At 69.2% G+C, this 19,071-nt stretch carries 18 protein-coding genes; 5 read left to right on the top strand and 13 right to left on the bottom strand.

Features of this window, described 5'->3' with window-relative positions; all coding sequences use genetic code 11:
• The 5 genes from AC5Y30_RS16190 to AC5Y30_RS16170 form a co-directional block, all read right to left on the bottom strand.
• Complete coding sequence (locus AC5Y30_RS16190; protein ID WP_499919628.1) at positions 1 to 831, bottom strand: shikimate dehydrogenase; 831 nt, start codon at positions 829 to 831, stop codon at positions 1 to 3.
• On the bottom strand, positions 806 to 2,053 hold the full coding sequence (gene mltG / locus AC5Y30_RS16185; protein ID WP_499919626.1) for an endolytic transglycosylase MltG: 1,248 nt from the start codon (positions 2,051 to 2,053) through the stop codon (positions 806 to 808). Before mltG ends, AC5Y30_RS16190 begins: the two co-directional genes overlap by 26 nt.
• Complete coding sequence (gene ruvX, locus AC5Y30_RS16180) at positions 2,046 to 2,564, bottom strand: Holliday junction resolvase RuvX (protein WP_499919624.1); 519 nt, start codon at positions 2,562 to 2,564, stop codon at positions 2,046 to 2,048. Before ruvX ends, mltG begins: the two co-directional genes overlap by 8 nt.
• Complete coding sequence (alaS, locus tag AC5Y30_RS16175) at positions 2,565 to 5,267, bottom strand: alanine--tRNA ligase (protein WP_499919623.1); 2,703 nt, start codon at positions 5,265 to 5,267, stop codon at positions 2,565 to 2,567.
• A gap of 132 nt (positions 5,268 to 5,399) precedes the next feature.
• The gene (locus AC5Y30_RS16170; protein ID WP_170880053.1) at positions 5,400 to 5,789 is read right to left on the bottom strand and encodes a secondary thiamine-phosphate synthase enzyme YjbQ; all 390 of its coding nucleotides are present in this window, start codon (positions 5,787 to 5,789) and stop codon (positions 5,400 to 5,402) included.
• Between the two features lie 192 nt (positions 5,790 to 5,981).
• On the opposite strand from AC5Y30_RS16170, the gene AC5Y30_RS16165 reads away from it, so the two are divergent.
• A complete protein-coding gene (locus AC5Y30_RS16165) occupies positions 5,982 to 6,605 on the top strand; it encodes a hypothetical protein (protein WP_499919622.1) in 624 nt (207 codons plus the stop codon).
• Positions 6,606 to 6,620: 15 nt separating this feature from the next.
• Here the strand turns inward: AC5Y30_RS16165 and AC5Y30_RS16160 are convergent, their stop codons facing one another.
• Both AC5Y30_RS16160 and AC5Y30_RS16155 read right to left on the bottom strand, forming a co-directional pair.
• Complete coding sequence (locus AC5Y30_RS16160) at positions 6,621 to 6,956, bottom strand: hypothetical protein (RefSeq protein ID WP_499919621.1); 336 nt, start codon at positions 6,954 to 6,956, stop codon at positions 6,621 to 6,623.
• Positions 6,953 to 8,314: a replication-associated recombination protein A gene (locus AC5Y30_RS16155; protein ID WP_499919620.1), complete on the bottom strand. Its 1,362-nt coding sequence runs from the start codon at positions 8,312 to 8,314 to the stop codon at positions 6,953 to 6,955. Before AC5Y30_RS16155 ends, AC5Y30_RS16160 begins: the two co-directional genes overlap by 4 nt.
• A gap of 111 nt (positions 8,315 to 8,425) precedes the next feature.
• On the opposite strand from AC5Y30_RS16155, the gene AC5Y30_RS16150 reads away from it, so the two are divergent.
• Together AC5Y30_RS16150 and AC5Y30_RS16145 are read left to right on the top strand one after the other, a co-directional pair.
• Positions 8,426 to 9,409: a hypothetical protein gene (locus AC5Y30_RS16150; protein WP_499919619.1), complete on the top strand. Its 984-nt coding sequence runs from the start codon at positions 8,426 to 8,428 to the stop codon at positions 9,407 to 9,409.
• A gap of 64 nt (positions 9,410 to 9,473) precedes the next feature.
• Positions 9,474 to 12,107, top strand: coding sequence for a circularly permuted type 2 ATP-grasp protein (locus AC5Y30_RS16145; protein WP_499919618.1), 2,634 nt, complete (start codon positions 9,474 to 9,476; stop codon positions 12,105 to 12,107).
• Between the two features lie 88 nt (positions 12,108 to 12,195).
• Here the strand turns inward: AC5Y30_RS16145 and AC5Y30_RS16140 are convergent, their stop codons facing one another.
• The 3 genes from AC5Y30_RS16140 to AC5Y30_RS16130 are packed head-to-tail and all read right to left on the bottom strand — an operon-like array spanning position 12,196 to position 14,880.
• Positions 12,196 to 12,867 carry a DUF6629 family protein gene (locus AC5Y30_RS16140; RefSeq protein WP_499919617.1) on the bottom strand — a complete coding sequence of 224 codons (672 nt, stop codon included), beginning with the start codon at positions 12,865 to 12,867 and terminating at the stop codon, positions 12,196 to 12,198.
• 2 nt (positions 12,868 to 12,869) lie between these two features.
• Positions 12,870 to 13,925, bottom strand: coding sequence for a zinc-binding metallopeptidase family protein (locus AC5Y30_RS16135; RefSeq protein ID WP_499919616.1), 1,056 nt, complete (start codon positions 13,923 to 13,925; stop codon positions 12,870 to 12,872).
• Positions 13,918 to 14,880: a transglutaminase family protein gene (locus AC5Y30_RS16130; protein ID WP_499919615.1), complete on the bottom strand. Its 963-nt coding sequence runs from the start codon at positions 14,878 to 14,880 to the stop codon at positions 13,918 to 13,920. Before AC5Y30_RS16130 ends, AC5Y30_RS16135 begins: the two co-directional genes overlap by 8 nt.
• A gap of 98 nt (positions 14,881 to 14,978) precedes the next feature.
• Between AC5Y30_RS16130 and AC5Y30_RS16125 the strand changes: the two genes are divergently transcribed.
• On the top strand, positions 14,979 to 15,368 hold the full coding sequence (locus tag AC5Y30_RS16125; RefSeq protein WP_499919614.1) for an MmcQ/YjbR family DNA-binding protein: 390 nt from the start codon (positions 14,979 to 14,981) through the stop codon (positions 15,366 to 15,368).
• 5 nt (positions 15,369 to 15,373) lie between these two features.
• On the opposite strand, the gene AC5Y30_RS16120 is transcribed toward AC5Y30_RS16125, so the two are convergent.
• Both AC5Y30_RS16120 and AC5Y30_RS16115 read right to left on the bottom strand, forming a co-directional pair.
• Positions 15,374 to 16,426, bottom strand: coding sequence for an FUSC family protein (locus AC5Y30_RS16120; protein ID WP_499919613.1), 1,053 nt, complete (start codon positions 16,424 to 16,426; stop codon positions 15,374 to 15,376).
• A gap of 24 nt (positions 16,427 to 16,450) precedes the next feature.
• Positions 16,451 to 16,882 (bottom strand): nitroreductase family deazaflavin-dependent oxidoreductase, encoded by a 432-nt coding sequence (locus AC5Y30_RS16115; RefSeq protein WP_499919611.1) that lies wholly within the window; start codon positions 16,880 to 16,882, stop codon positions 16,451 to 16,453.
• Positions 16,883 to 17,089: 207 nt separating this feature from the next.
• Here AC5Y30_RS16115 and AC5Y30_RS16110 point away from each other — a divergent pair, with 207 nt between their 5' ends.
• A complete protein-coding gene (locus AC5Y30_RS16110; protein WP_499919610.1) occupies positions 17,090 to 17,227 on the top strand; it encodes a hypothetical protein in 138 nt (45 codons plus the stop codon).
• A 21-nt stretch (positions 17,228 to 17,248) separates the two neighbouring features.
• Here the strand turns inward: AC5Y30_RS16110 and aspS are convergent, their stop codons facing one another.
• On the bottom strand, positions 17,249 to 19,021 hold the full coding sequence (gene aspS / locus AC5Y30_RS16105) for an aspartate--tRNA ligase (RefSeq protein WP_499919609.1): 1,773 nt from the start codon (positions 19,019 to 19,021) through the stop codon (positions 17,249 to 17,251).
• Positions 19,022 to 19,071 lie beyond the last annotated feature (50 nt).

Genomic DNA, 19,071 nt, shown 5'->3' with positions numbered 1-19,071 from the left:
CTAATCCGGTGCGGCCACCGCGCAAGTCATGGCCTCGCGCGGCGCGGGCAGCCCGGTGAACTGTTCCACCTGCGCGAAGGCCTGATGCAGCAGCATCTGCAGACCGCTGACCACCCGCCCGCCGGCGGCGCCGACTGCGGCGGCCAGCGGCGTGGGCCACGGATCGTAGACGGCGTCCAGCAGCACACCGATGCGTGCGAAGGTGCCGGCGTAGCGTTCGGCCACCTCCGCGGGGATGGTGCTGACCAGCACCTCGGCGCCCGCCACCGCATCGGCCAGCCCGTCGCCGTCCAGGTCGCAGAACCGCGTCGGCACGCCCAGCTCGTTGCCCAGGTCCACCAGCCGGGCCGCCTTCTCGGCGTTGCGGGCCACCACGGTGATGCCGGCGACGCCCAGCTGGGCCAGGCCGGCCACGGCGGCCGGCGCGGTGCCCCCCGATCCACAGACGAGCGCCCATCCCGAGGCGCTGCCGAGGGCCCCGGCCACCCCGTCGATGTCGGTGTTGTCGGCCCGCCAGCCGGTCGGCGTGCGCACCAGGGTGTTGGCCGAGCCCACCCGCCGCGCCCGGTCGGTGCGCTCGTCGGCGAAGCGCAGGGCGGCGAACTTGCCCGGCATGGTCACCGACACCCCGGCCCATTCGGGGCCGAGGCCGCCGACCACGCCGGGCAGCTGCTCGGCGTCGCACTCGATGCGCTCGTAGGTCCAGTCGGTCAGGCCCAGCGCACGATAGGCGGCCAGGTGCAATTGCGGGGACTTCGAGTGGGCGATCGGCTTGCCGAGCACGGCCGCCCGGCGGGGGCCCGCGCTAGCGGGGCGTGCTGTCGAGGACACCGTTGCGCTTAGCCAGCTCGATGTTGGCCAGGTGTTGTTGGTAGTCGCGGGTGAACAGCGTCGTGCCCTGGCCGTCGATGGTGACGAAATACAGCCAGTCGCCGGGCTCTGGGTGCTCGGCGGCGCGCAGCGCGTCGGTGCCGGGCGAACAGATCGCGGTGGCCGGCAGGCCCTGCGACACGTAGGTGTTCCACGGCGTCTTCTGGGCCCGGTCGGCGTCGCTGGTGGCCACCTCGCGGCGGTCCAGCGGGTAGTTGACCGTCGAATCGAACTCGAGCGTGTGGTGGGCGTGCAAGCGGTTGTAGATGACCTGCGCGACCTTGGCGAAGTCCTGGGAGTTGGATTCCTGCTGCACCAGCGACGCCACCACCAGGATGTCGTAGGGCGACAGCCCCATCGCCTGGGCGGTGTCCACCAGCCCGGACTTCACGTACTCCTCGGCCCCCGCCCCGATCAGGGTGGCCAGGATCGCCTCAGGCGAAGCGGATGGGTCGATGTTGAAGGTGCCGGGCGCGATCAGGCCCTCGATCCGGCGGTGGTCCCTGCCGAGCTCGCCGACGGGTTCGGTGGCCCACGGCGGCACCGCCAACGCCAAGGGAGAGCTGTTGGTCGCGGCCGCGCGCAGGTCCTGCGCCTGGACACAGCGGGTGTCACCGTCGAGGTCCACGCAGGTGGCTCGCGAGATCAGCGTCAGGATTCCGGGCGTCACCACGTTGGTCTTCATATCGGTGGTGTCGTCGAGCTGACGGCCTTCCGGGATGACCAGCCGGCCCACCCGGCTATTCGGGTCGGTCAACCGCGCGACGGCGTTGGCCGCCGGGATCTCGGTGCGCATCCGGTAGAAGCCGGGCTGAATCGAGTTGATGGCGCTGTTGCCGTGCGCGGCGTTGACGAACGCCCGCACCGTCTTGATGACCTGCTCTTTTTGCAGGGTCTCGCCGATGTTGGTGGTGGAGTCACCGGCCTGAATCTGAATCACCAGGTCCCGCTTGCCGCTACCGCTGTAGTCGTCGCCGAGCCCGAACAGCGCGTGCCACAGCTTGCCGCCCGCGAACACGCCGGCGACCACCACCACGACGAACACCGCGAGCGCGATCTTGACGACGAAGCGCCGCCGACGGCCCCGCTTGGCCTGGTTGCGGGCGACGCGGCTCGACCTGCGCGCCGACGGCGCGCCCACTGCCTCGGGCTCGGCTCGTTCCCGCCGTGCGCTGTCAACCATCGCTGAGCTCCCCCGCCACCGCGGCGCGGCGCTGATCCAGCCAGCTCTGCAGGATCGCCACCGCCGCCGCCTGATCGATCACCGCACGCTGTTCCTTGGCCCGCACCCCCGCCGCGCGCAGCGATCGCTGCGCGGCCACGGTGGTCAACCGCTCGTCGGCCAGCCGCACCGGCACCGGCGCGGCTCGCCGCGCCAAAACTTCAGCCAACGCCTCGGCCACCTCGATCGCGTCGAGGGCCGACGGCCCGGTGCGATCGGCCAGCGTGCGCGGCAGCCCGACGACCACTTCGACGGCCTCGTATTCGGCGGCCAGCGCGGCCAGCCGCCGCAGATGCTTGCCGTTGCGGTCGCGGCGGACGGTTTCGACCGGGGTGGCCAGGATCGCGTCGGGATCGCTGCAGGCCACGCCGATCCGGACGCTGCCCACGTCGATGCCGAGCCGTCGCCCCCGCCCGGGATCCTGCTGCGGATCGCCGGGTCGGTCGGGCAAGCGGTGCTGTGTCAAGACCACTCAATCGACCCGCGCTATCGCGGCGATCTCGGCACGCACCGCGTCGAGCGCCACGTCGATGGCTGCCGGATCCTTACCCGAACCCTGCGCCAGGTCGGCCTTGCCACCGCCACGTCCGTCGACGGTTGCGGCGAGCTGCTTGACCAGGTCGTTGGCGCGAAGGCCGAGATCTTGGGCGGCCGGGTTGGCGGCGACCGCATACGGCACCGACCCGCCTTCGCCCTCGGCGATCAGGGCGACCACGGCGGGATCGCTGCCCAGCTTGCCGCGAATGTCGCCGACCAGGGAGCGCAGATCGGCCGCCGTCATCCCGCCCGACATCCGTTGCGCCACCACCCGGACGTTACCGATACGTTCCGCGCCGGCCGCGGCGTTGGTCGCAGCCGCGCGCGCACCGGCCAGCCTCGCGCGTTCGAGTTCCTTCTCCGCCGCCTTGAGCCGCTCGACCAGGTTGGCCACCCGGGCGGGGACCTCGTCTGAGGGCACCTTCAGCGACGACGCCAGTCCCGCCATCAGCGCGCGTTCCTTGGCCAGGTGCCGGAACGACTCCAGCCCGACGTAGGCCTCCACCCGGCGCACGCCGGAACCGACCGACGATTCGCCCAGGATCGTCACCGGCCCGATCTGCGCCGAGTTGTGCACGTGCGTTCCACCGCAGAGCTCCAGCGAGAACGGGCCGCCGATCTCGACCACCCGGACCTCGTCGGGGTAGGCCTCGCCGAACATCGCCATCGCACCCATCGCCTTGGCCTTCTCCAGCTGCTCGGTGAACGTGTGCACCTCGAAGTCTGCCTGCACAGCCTGGTTCGTCACCTCTTCGACCTCGGTGCGCTGGCTCTCGGACAGCGGCCCCTGCCAGTTGAAGTCGAACCGCAGGTAGCCCGGCCGGTTCAGTGACCCGGCCTGAACGGCGTTGGGGCCCAACACCTGACGCAGCGCCGCGTGCACCATGTGGGTGCCCGAGTGCCCCTGGGTGGCGCCGCGGCGCCACTGCGGGTCGACCGCGGCGACGACGGTGTCGCCCTCCACGAATTCACCCGACTCGACGTGAACCCGATGCACCCACAGGGTTTTGGCGATCTTCTGCACATCGGTGACCGCGGCGCGGGCGCTCTGTCCGGCGCCCGTCCCACTGATGGAGCCCTCGTCGGCGATCTGGCCGCCGGCCTCGGCGTACAACGGGGTACGGTCGAGCACGAGTTCGACCCGGTCGGCCCCTTCGGCGCCGTGGGTGACCACCGGAACCCGCTTGCCGTCGACGAAGATGCCCAGAATCTTTGCCTCGGAGGTCAGTTCGTCGAAACCGGTGAACTCGGTGGGCCCGGCGTCGACCAGGTCCCGGTAGGCGGTCAGGTCGGCGTGCGCGTGCTTGCGCGCGGCGGCATCGGCCTTGGCGCGCCGGCGCTGCTCGGCCATCAATTCCCGGAAGCCGACTTCGTCCACCCGCAGGCCGGCCTCGGACGCCATCTCCAGCGTCAGCTCGATCGGGAAGCCGTAAGTGTCGTGCAGGGTGAAAGCGTCCGAACCCGAAATCGATTTCACGCCAGCGGCTTTGGTGGTTCCGGCCACCTCGTCGAACAGCTTCGAGCCCGCCGTCAGCGTGCGGTTGAACGCGGTCTCCTCGGCGACCGCGATGCGCCGGATGCGGTCGAAGTCGGCGACCAGCTCGGGATACGAGGGGCCCATGGCGTCGCGCACGGTGGCCATCAGGTCGCCGACGATGGGTCCCTCGATGTCGAGCAGCCTGGCCGAGCGGATCACCCGGCGCAGCAGCCGGCGCAGCACGTAGCCCCGGCCGTCATTGCCGGGTGTGACGCCGTCACCGATCAGGATGGCCGCGGTGCGGCTGTGGTCGGCGATGACCCGGTAGCGCACGTCGTCGTCGTGGTTGCCTACGTCGTACCCGCGCGGTGCCCGCGCGGCCGCGGCGTCGATGAGGGGCCGCAACAGGTCCGTCTCGTAGACGTTGTGCACGCCCTGCAGGATGAAAGCGACCCGCTCCACACCCATTCCGGTGTCAATGTTCTTGCGCGGCAACGGCCCCAGGATCTCGAAGTCGGCTTTACCGGTGCCCTCGCCGCGTTCGTTCTGCATGAACACGAGGTTCCAGATCTCGATGTAGCGGTCCTCGTTGGCGATCGGGCCGCCCTCGACGCCGAACTCCGGCCCGCGGTCGTAGTAGATCTCCGAGGACGGGCCGCACGGGCCGGGAATCCCCATCGACCAGTAATTGTCTTCCATGCCGCGGCGCTGGATCCGGTCCTCGGGCAGCCCGGCGATCTCCTGCCACAGCCGCACGGCCTCGTCGTCGTCGAAAAAGACTGTCGTCCAGATGCGTTCGGGATCGAGGCCATAACCGCCCTGCTCGACGCTGTCGGTCAGCAGGGTCCACGCCAGTTCGATGGCGCGACGCTTGAAGTAGTCACCGAACGAGAAGTTGCCGGCCATCTGAAAGAACGTGTTGTGCCGGGTGGTGATACCGACCTCGTCGATATCGGGGGTGCGGATGCACTTCTGGATGCTGGTGGCGGTTGAGTATTCGGGGGTTCGGGCGCCCAAGAAGTAGGGCACGAACTGGACCATGCCGGCGTTGACGAACAACAGGTTGGGGTCGTCGAGAATCACCGATGCGCTCGGCACCTCGGTGTGCCCCGCCTTCACGAAATGATCAAGAAACCGTTTCCTGATCTCGTGTGTCTGCACTTTCGGAGTCCGCTTCTTCTGAGTTACTTCGACGTCTGCATCCCAGCCTATTCGCCGGCGTATGGGAAGCCCGTCTAACGACGCATTTCGACCGCTCACAGTACCTGCCCCGGCGCGGCGGGCGCCGAGGCGCTAACCCTCCAGGAAGCTCAGCCGGACCGAGCGTTGCGGGTTGTCGCGGTTCAGGTCGACCAGGACGATGCTTTGCCACGTGCCCAGCATCGGCTCACCGGCCGATACCGGAACCGTCACCGACGGCGCGACGAGCGCCGGCATCACGTGGTCGGCGCCGTGACCCGCGGAGCCGTGCGAATGCCGGTAACGATCGTCGCGCGGCAGCAGCCGCTCCAGCGTGTCGACCAGGTCGTCGTCGGAACCGGCGCCCGTCTCGATGATGGCCACCCCGGCCGTGGCGTGCGGCACGAACACGTTGCACAGGCCGTCACCCCGCGACCAGCAGAACCCGCGCACCGCCTCGGTCAGATCGACGATTCGGCGCCGCGAGGTGTCCACGTCCAACACATCCGTATGCACCCGGCCAAGCCTACGGCGCGAGCCTCGAGGCCGGCCAATGCGTTGTGAGCGCTGTCACGACATCCGAACGCAGCGGAGAAGCTTGTCGAAAGCGTTGCGGCGACTAATCGGCAGGAGGAAGGTAGCGGGTGGGACCGGTGGCGCCACCGGGGCGCCGCCCCGACACAGGAGGGGCCGACCGTGTACGCACGCTCCACCACCATCCAGGCGCAACCCCTGTCCGTCGACATCGGCATTGCGCACGTTCGCGATGTCGTCATGCCCGCCCTCACCGAGATCGATGGGTGTGTGGGGCTGTCGCTGTTGGTCGACCGGCAATCCGGCACCTGCATCGCCACCAGCGCGTGGGAATCGATCGACGCGATGCGTGCCAGCGCCGAGCAGGTCGCACCCATCCGGGACCGCGCCGCGCTGATGTTCGACGGCAGCGCGCGGGTCGAGGAATGGGACATCCCGCTCCTGCACCGCGACCACCCCTCCAGCGCGGGGGCGTGCGTGCGGGCCACCTGGCTCAAAGTGGTGCCCGACCAGCTGAACCGGTCGCTGGAGTTCTACCGGATGGCGGTGCTGCCCGAGATGCAGCATCTCGACGGGTTCTGCAGCGCCAGCCTGATGGTCGACCACCCCGCCTGCCGCCGCGCCGTGACCTGCTCCACGTTCGACTCCATGGAGGCGATGGCCCGCAACCGCGACCGCGCCAGCGAACTGCGCAGCAGGCGGGTGCGCGACCTGGGCGCCGAAGTGATCGACGTCGCCGAGTTCGAGCTGGCGATCGCGCACCTGCGGGTGCCCGAGCTCGTCTAGCGCGTCAGGGCCGGTTCAAGGCAAGGCGTCGCCGGGGAATCCGCGGCAGGCGTGCACCTCGTAGGTGAAGACGCTCGCGGCGACCCCGGGGTCGTCGGCCATGATCGCCGTGGTGTCCTCGACCGTCGCCGCGAACACCCCGACGCCGCAGACGTCGGATTCGTCGCTGACCGGTAGGACCACCGCGAGCACGCCGTCGTCGCGCAGCCCGAAATTGCGCCGGCCGTGCTCCCAGATGACGCCCGCTGACGACTCGTCGGCGAACTTCGGGCCGCGCTTGAGGATCATCACGGTGTAGGGCCGGGCGGTGGGCAGCAGCGCGCCCATCTCCTCGTCGGTGAAGGTTTTCATGACGGTTTCCTTTTGTTGCGGATGATCGCGCGCAGCCGGTCGAGGCGGCCGGCCATCTCGCGCTCGCCGCCACGGCCGGTGGGCCGGTAGTAGTCGACCCCTACCAGCTCATCCGGTGGATATTGTTGTGCGACAACACCATCCGGGTGGTCGTGCGAGTACTTGTAGCCCTGCGCGTTGCCCAGTCCCGCCGCACCCGAATAGTGCCCGTCGCGCAGATGCGGCGGGACCAGACCGGCTTTGCCGGCCCTGATGTCGGCCATCGCCGCGGCCAGCGCCGTGGTGACCGCGTTCGACTTCGGCGCGCTGGCCAGATAAATCGTGCAGTGCGCCAGGGTGAGCTGCGCCTCGGGCATGCCGATCAGCGCCACCGTCTGCGCGGCCGCGACCGCGACCTGCAGCGCGGCCGGGTCGGCCATGCCGATGTCCTCGCTGGCCAGGATCATCAGCCGGCGCGCGACGAACCGCGGGTCCTCGCCGGCGACCAGCATGCGGGCCAGGTAGTGCAGCGCGGCGTCGACGTCCGAGCCGCGGACGGACTTGATGAAGGCGCTGATGACGTCGTAGTGCTGGTCGCCGTCGCGGTCGTAGCGCACCGCGGCCTCGTCCAGGGACTGCTCGACGGCCGCGACGGTCAGCTCGCCGCCGGGCTCGACCGCCTCGGCGGCGACCTCCAGCGCGGTCAACGCGCGGCGGGCGTCACCGGCGGCCAGTCGCACCAGCAGATCGACGGCCTCGCGCGCGACCGTGGTCTGCCCGCCCAGCCCGCGCGGGTCCTCGATCGCGCGCTGCACCACGATGCGGATGTCGTCGGCGCTCAGCGGCCGCAACTGCAGGATCAGCGAGCGCGACAGCAGCGGCGACACCACCGAGAAGCTGGGGTTCTCCGTGGTCGCCGCCACCAGCAGCACCACCCGGTTCTCCACCGCGGACAACAGCGCGTCCTGCTGGGTCTTGGAGAACCGGTGCACCTCGTCGATGAACAGCACCGTCTGCTCCCCGGACAGCAGCGCCCGGCGCGCGGTGTCGATCACCGCCCGAACGTCTTTGACGCCGGCCGACAGGGCCGACAGCGCCTCGAACCGGCGGCCGGTCGCCTGCGAGATCAGCGCGGCCAGCGTCGTCTTGCCGCTGCCGGGCGGGCCGTACAGGATGGCCGACGCCACCCCCGAACCCTCGACCAGGCGGCGCAGCGGGGATCCGGGCGCCAACAGATGGTCCTGGCCGACCACCTCGTCCAGCGATGCCGGACGCATCCGGACCGCCAGGGGTGCGCCGCCCGACACGCCCAGCCCATGATCGCTTGACTGCGGCGGGCCGGGCAGGTCAAACAGACCGTCGGACACGGCTTCAGGCATACCACGAAGCCGCGACACGGCGGCGACTCATCTGGCACGGTCTGCACGGCCGTCGGATACTTGTTAAGTTCTGCGACGCATGCCCAGAACGTCGACGACGTAGGAGCGGCCATGAGCCAACCCCCGGAGTACCCCGGCAACCCGATCCGGCCGCAAGGCAACCCGGAGCCCTCCGGTTACCCGCCCCCCGGTTACGGGCCGCCCCCCGGCTACGGGCCACCCCCCGGCTCGGCGCCACCGCCCGGTTATGGCCCGCCGCCCGGATACGGGCCACCGCCCGGCTACGGCCCGCCCCCCGGTTATGGCCCGCCCCCCGGATATGGGCCACCACCGGGCTACGGTGCACCCCAACAGCCCGGCTACCCGGGTTACGGCGGCCCTCAGCGATTCAGCATCGGCGAAGCCTTCTCGTGGGCGTTCAACAAGTTCGGTAAGAACGCGGTGCCGCTGATCGTTGCGTTGCTGGTGTACGCCGTGGCCGGGCTGATCCTGTACGGCCTGGTATTCGTGCTGTTGGGCGGCGCCGACGCGTCGACGAGCAATGCCGACGGAAATTACGGCGCATCGTTTTCGGGAAGCATGGGCGGCGTCGGCGCGATCGTCCTGCAGATCGTGATCTTCGTCTACACCATCTTCGTCCAGGCGGCATTCCTGTCGGGCGCCCTTGACATAGCGGACGCCCGGCCGGTGACCGTCAGTTCGTTCTTCAAGCCGCGCCACTTCGGCAACGCGCTTCTGGCCGCGGCACTGCTCAGCGTGATCAGCGTCGCCCTGGATGCGGTCTCGCTGATCCCGCCGACGATTCTGTTCAACCTGGTGGCGCTGTTGGCGGTCGCGGTCTTCAGCTTCTTCGCGCTGTTCACCATCGCCTTCGCGACGGATCGCGACCTGCCGCCGATCGAGGCGCTGAAGGCAAGCTTCACCACGGTCCGCTCCGACATCGGCAGCGCCTTGCTGTCGTGGCTGGTGCAGTTCGCGATCGTGCTGGTCGGTGCCTTCCTGTGCTTGGTGGGGCTCGTCGTCGCCGCCCCGGTGGCGCTGTTGATCCAGGTCTACACCTACCGCCGGCTGTCCGGCGGGCAGGTCGCGCCGTGAGTCCGCTGACCGTCACCGTCGGCTGAGGCGGCTTCGCTGCCTCGGTCATAAGGCCGGCCCACCAATGACATTCGCCACCGGCGCGCCGTCAGGGCCCGGCACCGCGCGCTACGACACGGATCGCCTGCTGGCCGGATACCGCGCCGCGCGCGCCCAGGAGGCGCTCTTCGATCTGCGGCACGGTCCGGCACGCGGGTATGACGAATTCCTCGACCGCGACGGCAACGTGCGACCGGCGTGGGCCGAGCTGGCCGACGCCATCGCGGAGCGCGGCCGCGCCGGCCTGGACCGGCTGCGCTCGGTGGTGCACGACCTCATCGACAACGACGGCATCACCTACACCGACGTCGCGCCCGACGGTCGCGGCCAGGAGCCCAGGCCCTGGCAGCTGGACACGCTGCCGATCGTGCTGTCCGCGGCCGACTGGGAGGTGCTCGAGACGGGCCTGCTGCAACGGTCGCGGGTGCTCGACGCCGTACTGGCCGACCTGTACGGGCCGCGCAGCCTGCTCACCGAGGGCGTCCTTCCCCCCGAACTGCTGTTCGGCCATCCCGGGTATGTGCGCGCCGCCAATGGAATCGAAATCCCCGGGCGCCACCAGCTTTTCATGCACGGCTGCGATGTCAGCCGGCGTCCGGACGGCACTTTCGTCGTCAATGGCGACCGCACCCAGGCGCCCTCAGGGGCCGGCTACGCGCTGGCCGACCGGCGCGTCATCGCGCATTCGGTTCCCGACCTCTACGAGCGAATCGCGCCCCGGCCGACGACTCCGTTCGCGCAGGCGCTGCGGCTGGCGCTGATCGACGCCGCACCCGATGACGCCCAGGATCCCGTCGTGGTGGTCCTGTCCCCGGGTATCTACTCGGAGACCGCATTCGACCAGGCCTACCTGGCCACCCTGCTGGGTTTCCCGATGGTGGAAAGCGCCGACCTGGTGGTGCGCGACGGCATGTTGTGGATGCGCTCGCTGGGCACCTTGAAACGCGTCGACGTCGTCCTGCGCCGGGTCGACGCGGACTACACGGACCCGCTGGATCTGCGCGCCGATTCCCGGCTCGGGGTGGCCGGTTTGGTGGAGGCCCAGCACCGCGGGACGGTGACCGTGGTCAACACGCTGGGCAGTGGAATTTTGGAAAACCCTGGGCTGCTGCGTTTTTTGCCCGCGATGGCCGAGCATCTGCTGTCGGAAACGCTGCAGTTGCCGAGCACCGAGGTCTACTGGGGCGGCATCGCCAGTGAACGCTCACACCTGCTGGCGAACCTGCCGTCGTTGTTGGTGAAGTCCACCATCGGTGACACGACCCTGGTCGGGCCGGCACTATCGTCTGGGCAGCTGACCCGGTTGGCCGCCCGCATCGAGCAGATGCCGTGGCAGTGGATCGGCCAGGAGCTGCCGCAGTTCTCGTCCGTGCCGACCGACCACGCCGGTGTGTTGTCCTCGGCGGGCGTCGGCATCCGCTTGTTCACCGTCGCCCAGCGCGGCGGCTACGCGCCGATGATTGGCGGCATCGGTTACGTGCTGGCCCCCGGGCCCGCCGCGTACACGCTGAAAACCGTTGCGGCCAAAGACGTCTGGGTGCGCCCCACCGAGCGGGCGCACGCCGAGGCGATCAGCCTTCCGACGCCCGGGCCGTCGGCCAAGACGGCCGCGGGCACCTGGGCCGTCAGCTCCCCGCGCGTGCTGTCCGACCTGTTCTGGATCGGCCGCTACGGTGAGCGCGCGGAAAGCATGGCGCGACTGCTGATCGTCGCCCGCGACCGGTTCCACGTCTACCGCCACCACCAGCACAGTGCGGAAAGCGAATGCGTGCCGGTGCTGATGACCGCGCTGGGCCGCATCACCGGAACGCCTGACAGCGATGGCGACCACGCCGAGATGATCGCCATCGCCCCCTCCACGCTGTGGTCGCTCACCGTTGATCCGAACCGGCCCGGCTCGCTGGTGCAGTCGGTGGAGGGTTTGGCACTGGCCGCGCGGGCGGTGCGCGACCAGATGTCCAACGACACCTGGATGGTGCTGGCCGGGGTGGAGCGCGCGCTGGCGCTCAAAAGCGATCCGCCGGAATCACTTTCGGAGGCCGACGCGGTGCTCACCGGAGCGCAGACCCAGACGCTGGCCGGCATGCTGACCCTGTCGGGGGTGGCCGGCGAGTCGATGGTGCGCGACGTGGGCTGGACGATGATGGACATCGGCAAGCGGATCGAACGCGGGCTGTGGCTGACGGCGCTGCTGCAGGCCACCCTGACCGTCGCCCGCGGCGCCGCGGCCGAACAAACCGTCATCGAATCCACGCTGGTGGCGTGCGAGTCCTCGGTCATCTACCGGCGCCGCACGGTGGGCAAGGTCAGCGTGGCCGCCGTGGCCGAGCTGATGCTGTTCGACGCGCAGAATCCGCGGTCGCTGCTGTACCAGCTGGAGCGGCTGCGCACCAATCTCAGGGACCTGCCCAGCTCATCGGGATCGTCACGCCCGGAACGGTTGGTGGACGAGATCGGCACCAGGTTGCGGCGCTCGCACCCCGCCGAGCTCGAACGGGTCAGCGACGATGGCCGGCGTGCCGAGTTGGCGGAGCTGCTCGCGTCGGTGCACGCCGAGCTGCGCAACCTGGCCGAGGTCATCACCGCTACGCAGCTGGCGTTGCCCGGCGGCATGCAACCGATTTGGGGTCCCGACCAGCGACGCGTGATGCCCGCCTAGCCGGACGACGATGCACCCGCGCAGCGGGGTGAGGAGGAGTCCGGCAATCCTGCCTAGTCCCGTTCTCGCCCAACACGTTTCATGCCTTCTATGCCGCATGCTCCGCGGTGAGGCCGTGGTAGCGGTGCGGATCGGGCAGTCGCCGTCGCCGCACCATGTGCACCAGCGCCAGGACCGACAGCGTGGCGGCGTAGATGCACCACAGCGACGCGAACGCGTTCACGTAGAGGACGGCGACCACGACGAGCCCCACCAGGTTGGCCAACCCGAACACCACGATGGAGCGATAGCCCGACAACAGTGCCGGGCCGATGACGGCGATGACGTAGAGCACCGCCCACACGTAGCCACCGTGAACGCCGGTCTGGTATTGCAGCGCATGGGGACCCTTCGTCACTTCGACCGGTTCGGTGAGCACGACGACAGCCAGATAGGCGGACACGACGGTGCCGAGCACCGCGAACGGCGCCACCCGAAGGCGGGCGCCACGCGGTTCCAGCAGCAGAATCGCCCACGGCACCAACGCCGGAAGCAGCGGCAGCGCGATGAAGACGTACGCGCGCGTCGCCAGGTGGATCAGCCCCGCCGAGAACAAGCCGTCCGGCCACACCGCCGCCTCGATGAACTGGTGGACCGCGAACACCGTCGGCAACAACGCGAATGGCACTTCGCGCCAGTGCCTCACCTCGCGCAGGGTCGCGACGGCGACCGGGACGAGGGCGGCACCCACCACCAGATCCGCTGTGATCGAAAAGCACATCGTTAACCGGCCACCGAGGCGGGGCCGCGCGACTCCGATGTCACGTCGTCGACCACGGTGTGGATGAACCTCATCTTCTCCAGCACCGCGGCCGGGAGCACGAACGGGTACAGGTCGTCGTGGCCCATCGACCGGTTCACCATGTTCAGCGACCACGACAACGGCAACCACATGTCGATGATCGTCTGAAAAGCGCTGGGGCCCAAGGCGGGCCGGTCGAACGTGGCCGACGCCGGGGCCAGCCCGCACCACGCCGAGGTGTCCAGCGTGTCGCGGATGTGCAGGTAGTGGGCGAACGTCTCGGCCCAGTCTTCGGCGGGATGCATTGTGGCATAGGACGATACGAAGTGCTCCTGCCAGCCCTCGGGAGCGCCCTCGCTGTAGTGGCGATCGAGCGCCGCCTGATAGTCGGCTTCGTGGTCGCCGAACAGCTCGTTGAACCGCTCGACATAATCGGTGAACGGTGCGATCAGCCGGTAGTAGTAGTAATGGCCGATCTCGTGGCGGAAGTGACCCAGCAGGGTCCGGTACGGTTCGTCCATCTCCACCCGCAACTGCTCGCGGTGCGCGTCGTCGCCCTCGGCTAGGTCGATGGTGATGACGCCGTTCTCGTGCCCGGTCATCACCTGCTCGTGCGCGCTGGACAGCAGCCGGAAGGCCAGCCCGTAGTCGGGATCGCGGTCCCGCCCGACGATCGGCAGCTTCAGCTCGTGCAGCTCGGCGATCAGCCTGCGTTTGGCCGCCTCGGCCCTGGCGAACTCGGCCATCCCGGTGGTGTCGGCGTCGTTGGGCCGTTCGATCGTCAGCGCGCACGAGGGGCACAGCAGCCGGGGGTTGTTGACGGGAACCAGCCAATTGCATTCGGCGAGTAGCAGATTGGCGCACAGCTGATACTCGCTCGCGCGCACGAAGCCGGCGTGCTCGCCTGCATCGTCCTCCGCGATCACCAGCAATGCCATCTGGTCGAGCGAAAACCCCAGCGCGCTGCCGCAATTGAGACAGGTGGAGTTCTCGAAGGTAAGGCGCTGGCCACAATTCGGGCAGGTGAAGTCACGCATGCAGCACATCGCCTTCGAAGGGCACCACGTCGACGGCGACGTCGATCGCGCTGTGTGCCGAGTCGGTGTAGATGATGCCCCGCAGCGGCGGGACGTCCGCGTAGTCACGGCCCCGTCCCACGACGATGTAGCGCTCGTCGACCATCTGGTCGTTGGTGGGATCAAGCCCCAGCCACTCGAATTGCCCGGGCCGCTGCCGAGTCCAGACCGCTGCCCACGCGTGGGTGGCGTCGATGCCGATCATCCGATCCTTTCCGGGTGGCGGGTCGGTGGCCAGGTATCCGGAGACGTAACTGGCCGCCAACCCGTTGGCTCGCAGGCAGGCGATCGCCAGCCTGGCAAAGTCTTGACATACCCCTTCGCGGGCGGCCAGAACCTCGTTGACTCCGGTGGAAATCGTCGTCGACCCCGATCGGTAGGTGAAGTCGGTGAAGATGCGCGACGTCAGATCTCGCAGCACTTCGATGAGAGGACGCCCGGGGAGGAAGCTGGCGGCCGCGTAGTCGCGAATGTCGTCGGTGATCTCCGGCGGATTGAGGTCCAGGGTGAACTCGGTCGCCAGGGCTGCGCCAGGGCCGGTCGGCCGGGCCGCCTCCCACGGCTGGGCCGCGGTGTCAGGATCCGGGCGGTGCGGATAGACGTCGACGATGGAATCGCTGGTCACCTTCAGGGTGCGGTGCGGCTCGGTCACGTGGAAGTAGGAGCTGGTGTTGCCGTAGCTGTCCACACTGGTGGAGCTGTCGGCGGGGGCCGGCTCGATGATCAGCTGATGCGCGACACAGCGCTGCCGCAGCGAGTCGCGCGGCGTGAGGAACCCGCGCCCATACGAGCCGGTCACGATGTCGGAGTAGCGATACTCGGTGCGGTGGGTCACCCGGTGTCGGCGGGCGACCCCGGCCCCTGGTTCGCCTGGATCTGCTGGCAAGCCCTTCTCCCTCCTCACCGCTGATCTCATCACATGCCCGCCCCCTGCGTAGGGCCCGCGGAATGCCCAGTCGCCCACCGTTTGCCAATCCGACGGCACTGGCGCCAAAACGGGAGCACAATCGTGATGTGGCCACCTGGGGCGAGGTCGCCCGCATCGTCGGTGAGCTGGCACTCACCTCCGAGCCGTCGCCGCACGACTGGCGGGTCGGCAAGAAACTGCTGGCCTGGGAGCGGCCGCTGCGGCCCTCCGAGCGCGAGGCGCTGGAACGCACCGGGCCCCAGCCGCCGCGGGGCGACATCCTCGGGGTCCGGGTGTCGGACGAGGGCGTCAAGTTCGCGTTGATCGACGACGAGCCGAGGGTCTACTTCACCACCCCGCATTTCGATGGCTATCCCGCGGTGTTGGTCAACCTCGCCGAGATCTCGGTGCGCGACCTCGAGGACCTGATCACCGAGGCGTGGCTGACCCAGGCGCCGCGGAAACTGGTTCAGGAGTTCCTGGCCGACTCGCGCTGAAACGCTCAGACGTGCCGAAGGTCGATGACGCGCTGCAAATCGTCGATGCAGGCGCTGACGACGTCGGCGAGCAGCAGGTGCGTCTTCTGATGCGCCCCGGCCTGTAATTCCGCGGCGTGATGACGCGCCGACGCCGTGTAGGCGCAGGCGCCGGCGGGATCGGAGTCGGCCAGCGCGGTCGCGGCCGCCAGCACGACCAGCACGGTGGGCACCGGCTGCGGAAGGCGTTCGCCGGCCGGGATGGGATCGGGGCCGGGCGAGACGGCGCGGGCCAGTTGCAGCACCGAGCCGGCCAGCAGGGCCACGTGCACCGCCTGGTGATCGGCGGCTTCGATCGTGGTGCGCAGTACCCAGCGTCGCGGCGCGATGGCGACGACGTGGCGGGCCGTGGTGCGCGCCTCGAGCAGCCCGCTGAGCTGTTCGTGCACTCGATCCACCGCCGTCAGCGGCCAGTCCGGCGGCGGGTCTTTGCGTCCGGCCGCGACGTCCGCGGCGCGCGCCAATACGTCGTGCAGCGTCCCGAGCACGCCCACCCGGGCATTGCGCAGCACCGTCAGCGGGTCGGCGGGAAACAGCAAGACGGCGAACACGATGGCCACCGCACCGCCGACCAGCGCGTCGAAGATGCGCTCAAGTCCGACGCCGCCGTGGTACAGGGCCAGCACCAGGATCGCCGACACCACGGTCTGATTGGCGAACATCATCCCGTGTCCGATGAAGCCGCCCCCGATGAACACCGCGGCGGCCAGCGCCACCAGCGCGGCGACCGCGATGGGTAGTTCGCCCGGCCCGAGCAGGCCCTGCACCAGCGAGCCCACTCCGATTCCCAGCGTCACCCCGATCATCATCTGGACGGCGCGTTGCGCGCGCAGCACGTTGCTGGTCGACAACGACACCGCGGCGGCGATCGGCGCGAAGAACGGCTGCGGGTGCTCCAGGACGTCGTGGGCCAGGTACCAGGACAGGCCCGCGGCCAGCGCGGTCTGGAGCAGGTTGAACCACACCACCCGCAGCCGCTTGCCGCCCGCGCGCGCGGCGGCGAGAACCAGAGATGGCATCGCTCGCCGCGTACCGCCCACCGGCTAGGTCCGGTTTAACTCGAACAGCGGAATCACCCGGGTGGTCTTGGCCTGGTATTCCGCGAAGCCCGGCGCGACGGCGGTGATCTTGTCGAAGAGCGCTGCCCGCTCGTCGGCGGGAAGCTCGCGGGCGGCGACGTCGAACGCGTCCGTGCCGATCTCCACGCGCGCCTGCGGATTGGCCCGCAGGTTGTGCACCCAGGCGGGGCTGACCGGGGCGCCGGCGAAGGAGCCGATGATGATGAGCTTGCCGTCGACGCGGAAGTAGGCCAGCGGCGACACCCGCGGCTGACCGGACTTGGCGCCGGTCGTGTGGAGCAACAGCAGGTTGGCGCCCTCGAACTGGCCACCGACCACGCCGTCGTTGGCGCGGAATTCGTCGATGATGCTCTTGTTGAACGCGTTGACGGTCTCGGCGTCAGGGGTTTCGGTCATTTCCTGTGAACCTTGTCGGGCTTGGCGTCTATTCCGGACTTCGTCTCTCAGCAGCGCCGTCAACGCTAGCCGCTCGACGATTCGCGTAGTCCGCGACGCCCGGCAGTTCCCGAAATATTGCACATGTGTCTAAAGACACGCGGTAGCATCAGCTAGCCCGCGGTAGTTGACCTACGCGGCCACCTCACCAGCAGAAAGGTGTGACTCATGAAGACGAAGATCACCAAGAGAACGCTGCGCGCCGCTGCCCTGGCCGTGATGCTGATCGGTGTGATGCTGGGATCGTCGAGCTGCATCATGATCGAAGGCGGTACGGTCTGCGCCGCACTTCGCGCCGGCTGCTAGTGGGCCTGGCCACTAGCTAGGTCAAGACGTCTTAAGCTGCGGCTTGGCGTCTATTCCGGACTCCTTGCGCTGCTGGGCGGTGATCGGCGCCGGTGCTTCGGTGAGCGGGTCCACGCCGCCGCCGGTCTTCGGGAAGGCGATGACCTCGCGGATGGAGTCGACCCGGGACAGCAGCGCGTTGATCCGGTCCCAACCGAACGCGATGCCGCCGTGCGGCGGTGCGCCAAAGGTGAAGGCCTCCAGCAGGAATCCGAACTTCTCCTGGGCCTCGGCCGCATCCAGCCCCATCACCGCGAACACCCGCTCCTGGATGTCGCGGCGGTGGATACGGATCGATCCGCCGCCGATCTCGTTGCCGTTGCAGACGATGTCGTAGGCGTCGGCGAGCACCGCGCCGGTATCGGTCTCGATGGCGTCCTCATGCCCGGGCTTGGGTGAGGTGAACGCGTGGTGCACGGCGGTCCACGCCCCCGACCCGACGGCGACGTCGCCGGCGGCGGTCGCGTCATCGGCGGGCTCGAACAGCGGCGGGTCCACCACCCAGACGAACGCCCAGGCGTCCGGATCGATCAGGTCCAGCCGGTGGGCGATCTCGCCGCGGGCGGCGCCCAGCAGCGCACGCGAGGGCTTGGCCGGGCCCGCGGAGAAGAAGACGCAGTCGCCCGGCTTCGCCCCGACGTGCGCGGCCAGGCCGTCACGTTCGGCGTCGGACAGGTTCTTGGCGACCGGCCCCCCCAGCGTGCCGTCGTCGGCGATCAGGACGTAGGCCAGCCCGCGGTGGCCCCGCTGTTTGGCCCACTCCTGCCAGCCGTCCAGCGTGCGCCGCGGCTGTGACGCCCCGCCCGGCATCACCACGGCACCGACGTAAGGCGCCTGGAAGACGCGAAATGTGGTGTCCTTGAAGAACTCTGTGCAGTCGACCAGCTCGAGCCCGAAGCGCATGTCCGGCTTGTCGGAACCGAATCGCCGCATCGCGTCGGCGTAGCTGATCCGCGGGATCGGCGTCGGAATCTGGTAGCCGATCAACGCCCACAACGCGACCAGGATCTCTTCGGAGATGGCGATGATGTCCTCGGCGTCGACGAAGCTCATCTCCATGTCCAGCTGGGTGAACTCCGGCTGACGGTCGGCGCGGAAATCCTCGTCGCGATAGCAGCGGGCGATCTGGTAGTAGCGCTCCATGCCGGCCACCATGAGCAGCTGCTTGAACAGCTGCGGGCTCTGCGGCAGGGCGTAGAACGAGCCGGGGTGCAGCCGGGCCGGCACCAGGAAGTCGCGGGCCCCTTCCGGGGTCGAGCGGGTGATGGTCGGGGTTTCGATCTCGACGAAGTCATGCTGGGAAAGCACCGACCGCGCCGCGGCATTCACCTTGGAGCGCAACCGGATTGCCTCGGCCGGCCCGTCGCGGCGCAGGTCCAGGTAACGGTACTTCAGCCGCAGCTCCTCGCCGGCGGGCTCGTCGAGCTGGAACGGCAGCGGGGCGCTCTCCCCTAGCACCGTCAGCGACGTGGCGTTGACCTCGATGTCGCCGGTGGCGATCTCCGGGTTGGCGTTGCCCTCGGGGCGGATCTCGACGACACCGGTGACGGCGACACAGAATTCGGCGCGCAGCCGGTGCGCCTGCGCCAGCACGTCCTCGGCGCGGAACACCACCTGGGCGATGCCCGAGACGTCGCGCAGGTCGATGAAGATGACGCCGCCGTGGTCGCGGCGGCGGGCCACCCAGCCCGTCAGCGTCACCTGCTGCCCGGCGTCGCCACTGTCCAGCGAACCCGCGGCATGACTGCGCAGCACAAAACACTCCTCTTCACCTGGCCAGAACGAGTGCCCAGTCTAAAGGAGGT

The sequence above is a fragment of the Mycobacterium sp. NGS27 genome, assembly GCF_059813005.1.
Note: the sequence above shows the minus strand (reverse complement) of the source record. Positions and strands in the feature narration are given on the sequence as shown.

Coding starts and splice junctions, on each gene's coding strand:
- AC5Y30_RS16130 (WP_499919615.1), bottom strand. CDS start 14,880: ATGAGATCAGCGGTGAGGAGGGAGAAGGGCTTGCCAGCAGATCCAGGC.
- AC5Y30_RS16150 (WP_499919619.1), top strand. CDS start 8,426: ATGAGCCAACCCCCGGAGTACCCCGGCAACCCGATCCGGCCGCAAGGC.
- AC5Y30_RS16135 (WP_499919616.1), bottom strand. CDS start 13,925: ATGCGTGACTTCACCTGCCCGAATTGTGGCCAGCGCCTTACCTTCGAG.
- AC5Y30_RS16110 (WP_499919610.1), top strand. CDS start 17,090: ATGAAGACGAAGATCACCAAGAGAACGCTGCGCGCCGCTGCCCTGGCC.
- AC5Y30_RS16120 (WP_499919613.1), bottom strand. CDS start 16,426: ATGCCATCTCTGGTTCTCGCCGCCGCGCGCGCGGGCGGCAAGCGGCTG.
- AC5Y30_RS16115 (WP_499919611.1), bottom strand. CDS start 16,882: ATGACCGAAACCCCTGACGCCGAGACCGTCAACGCGTTCAACAAGAGC.
- AC5Y30_RS16140 (WP_499919617.1), bottom strand. CDS start 12,867: ATGTGCTTTTCGATCACAGCGGATCTGGTGGTGGGTGCCGCCCTCGTC.
- AC5Y30_RS16155 (WP_499919620.1), bottom strand. CDS start 8,314: ATGCCTGAAGCCGTGTCCGACGGTCTGTTTGACCTGCCCGGCCCGCCG.
- AC5Y30_RS16145 (WP_499919618.1), top strand. CDS start 9,474: ATGACATTCGCCACCGGCGCGCCGTCAGGGCCCGGCACCGCGCGCTAC.
- AC5Y30_RS16160 (WP_499919621.1), bottom strand. CDS start 6,956: ATGAAAACCTTCACCGACGAGGAGATGGGCGCGCTGCTGCCCACCGCC.
- mltG (WP_499919626.1), bottom strand. CDS start 2,053: ATGGTTGACAGCGCACGGCGGGAACGAGCCGAGCCCGAGGCAGTGGGC.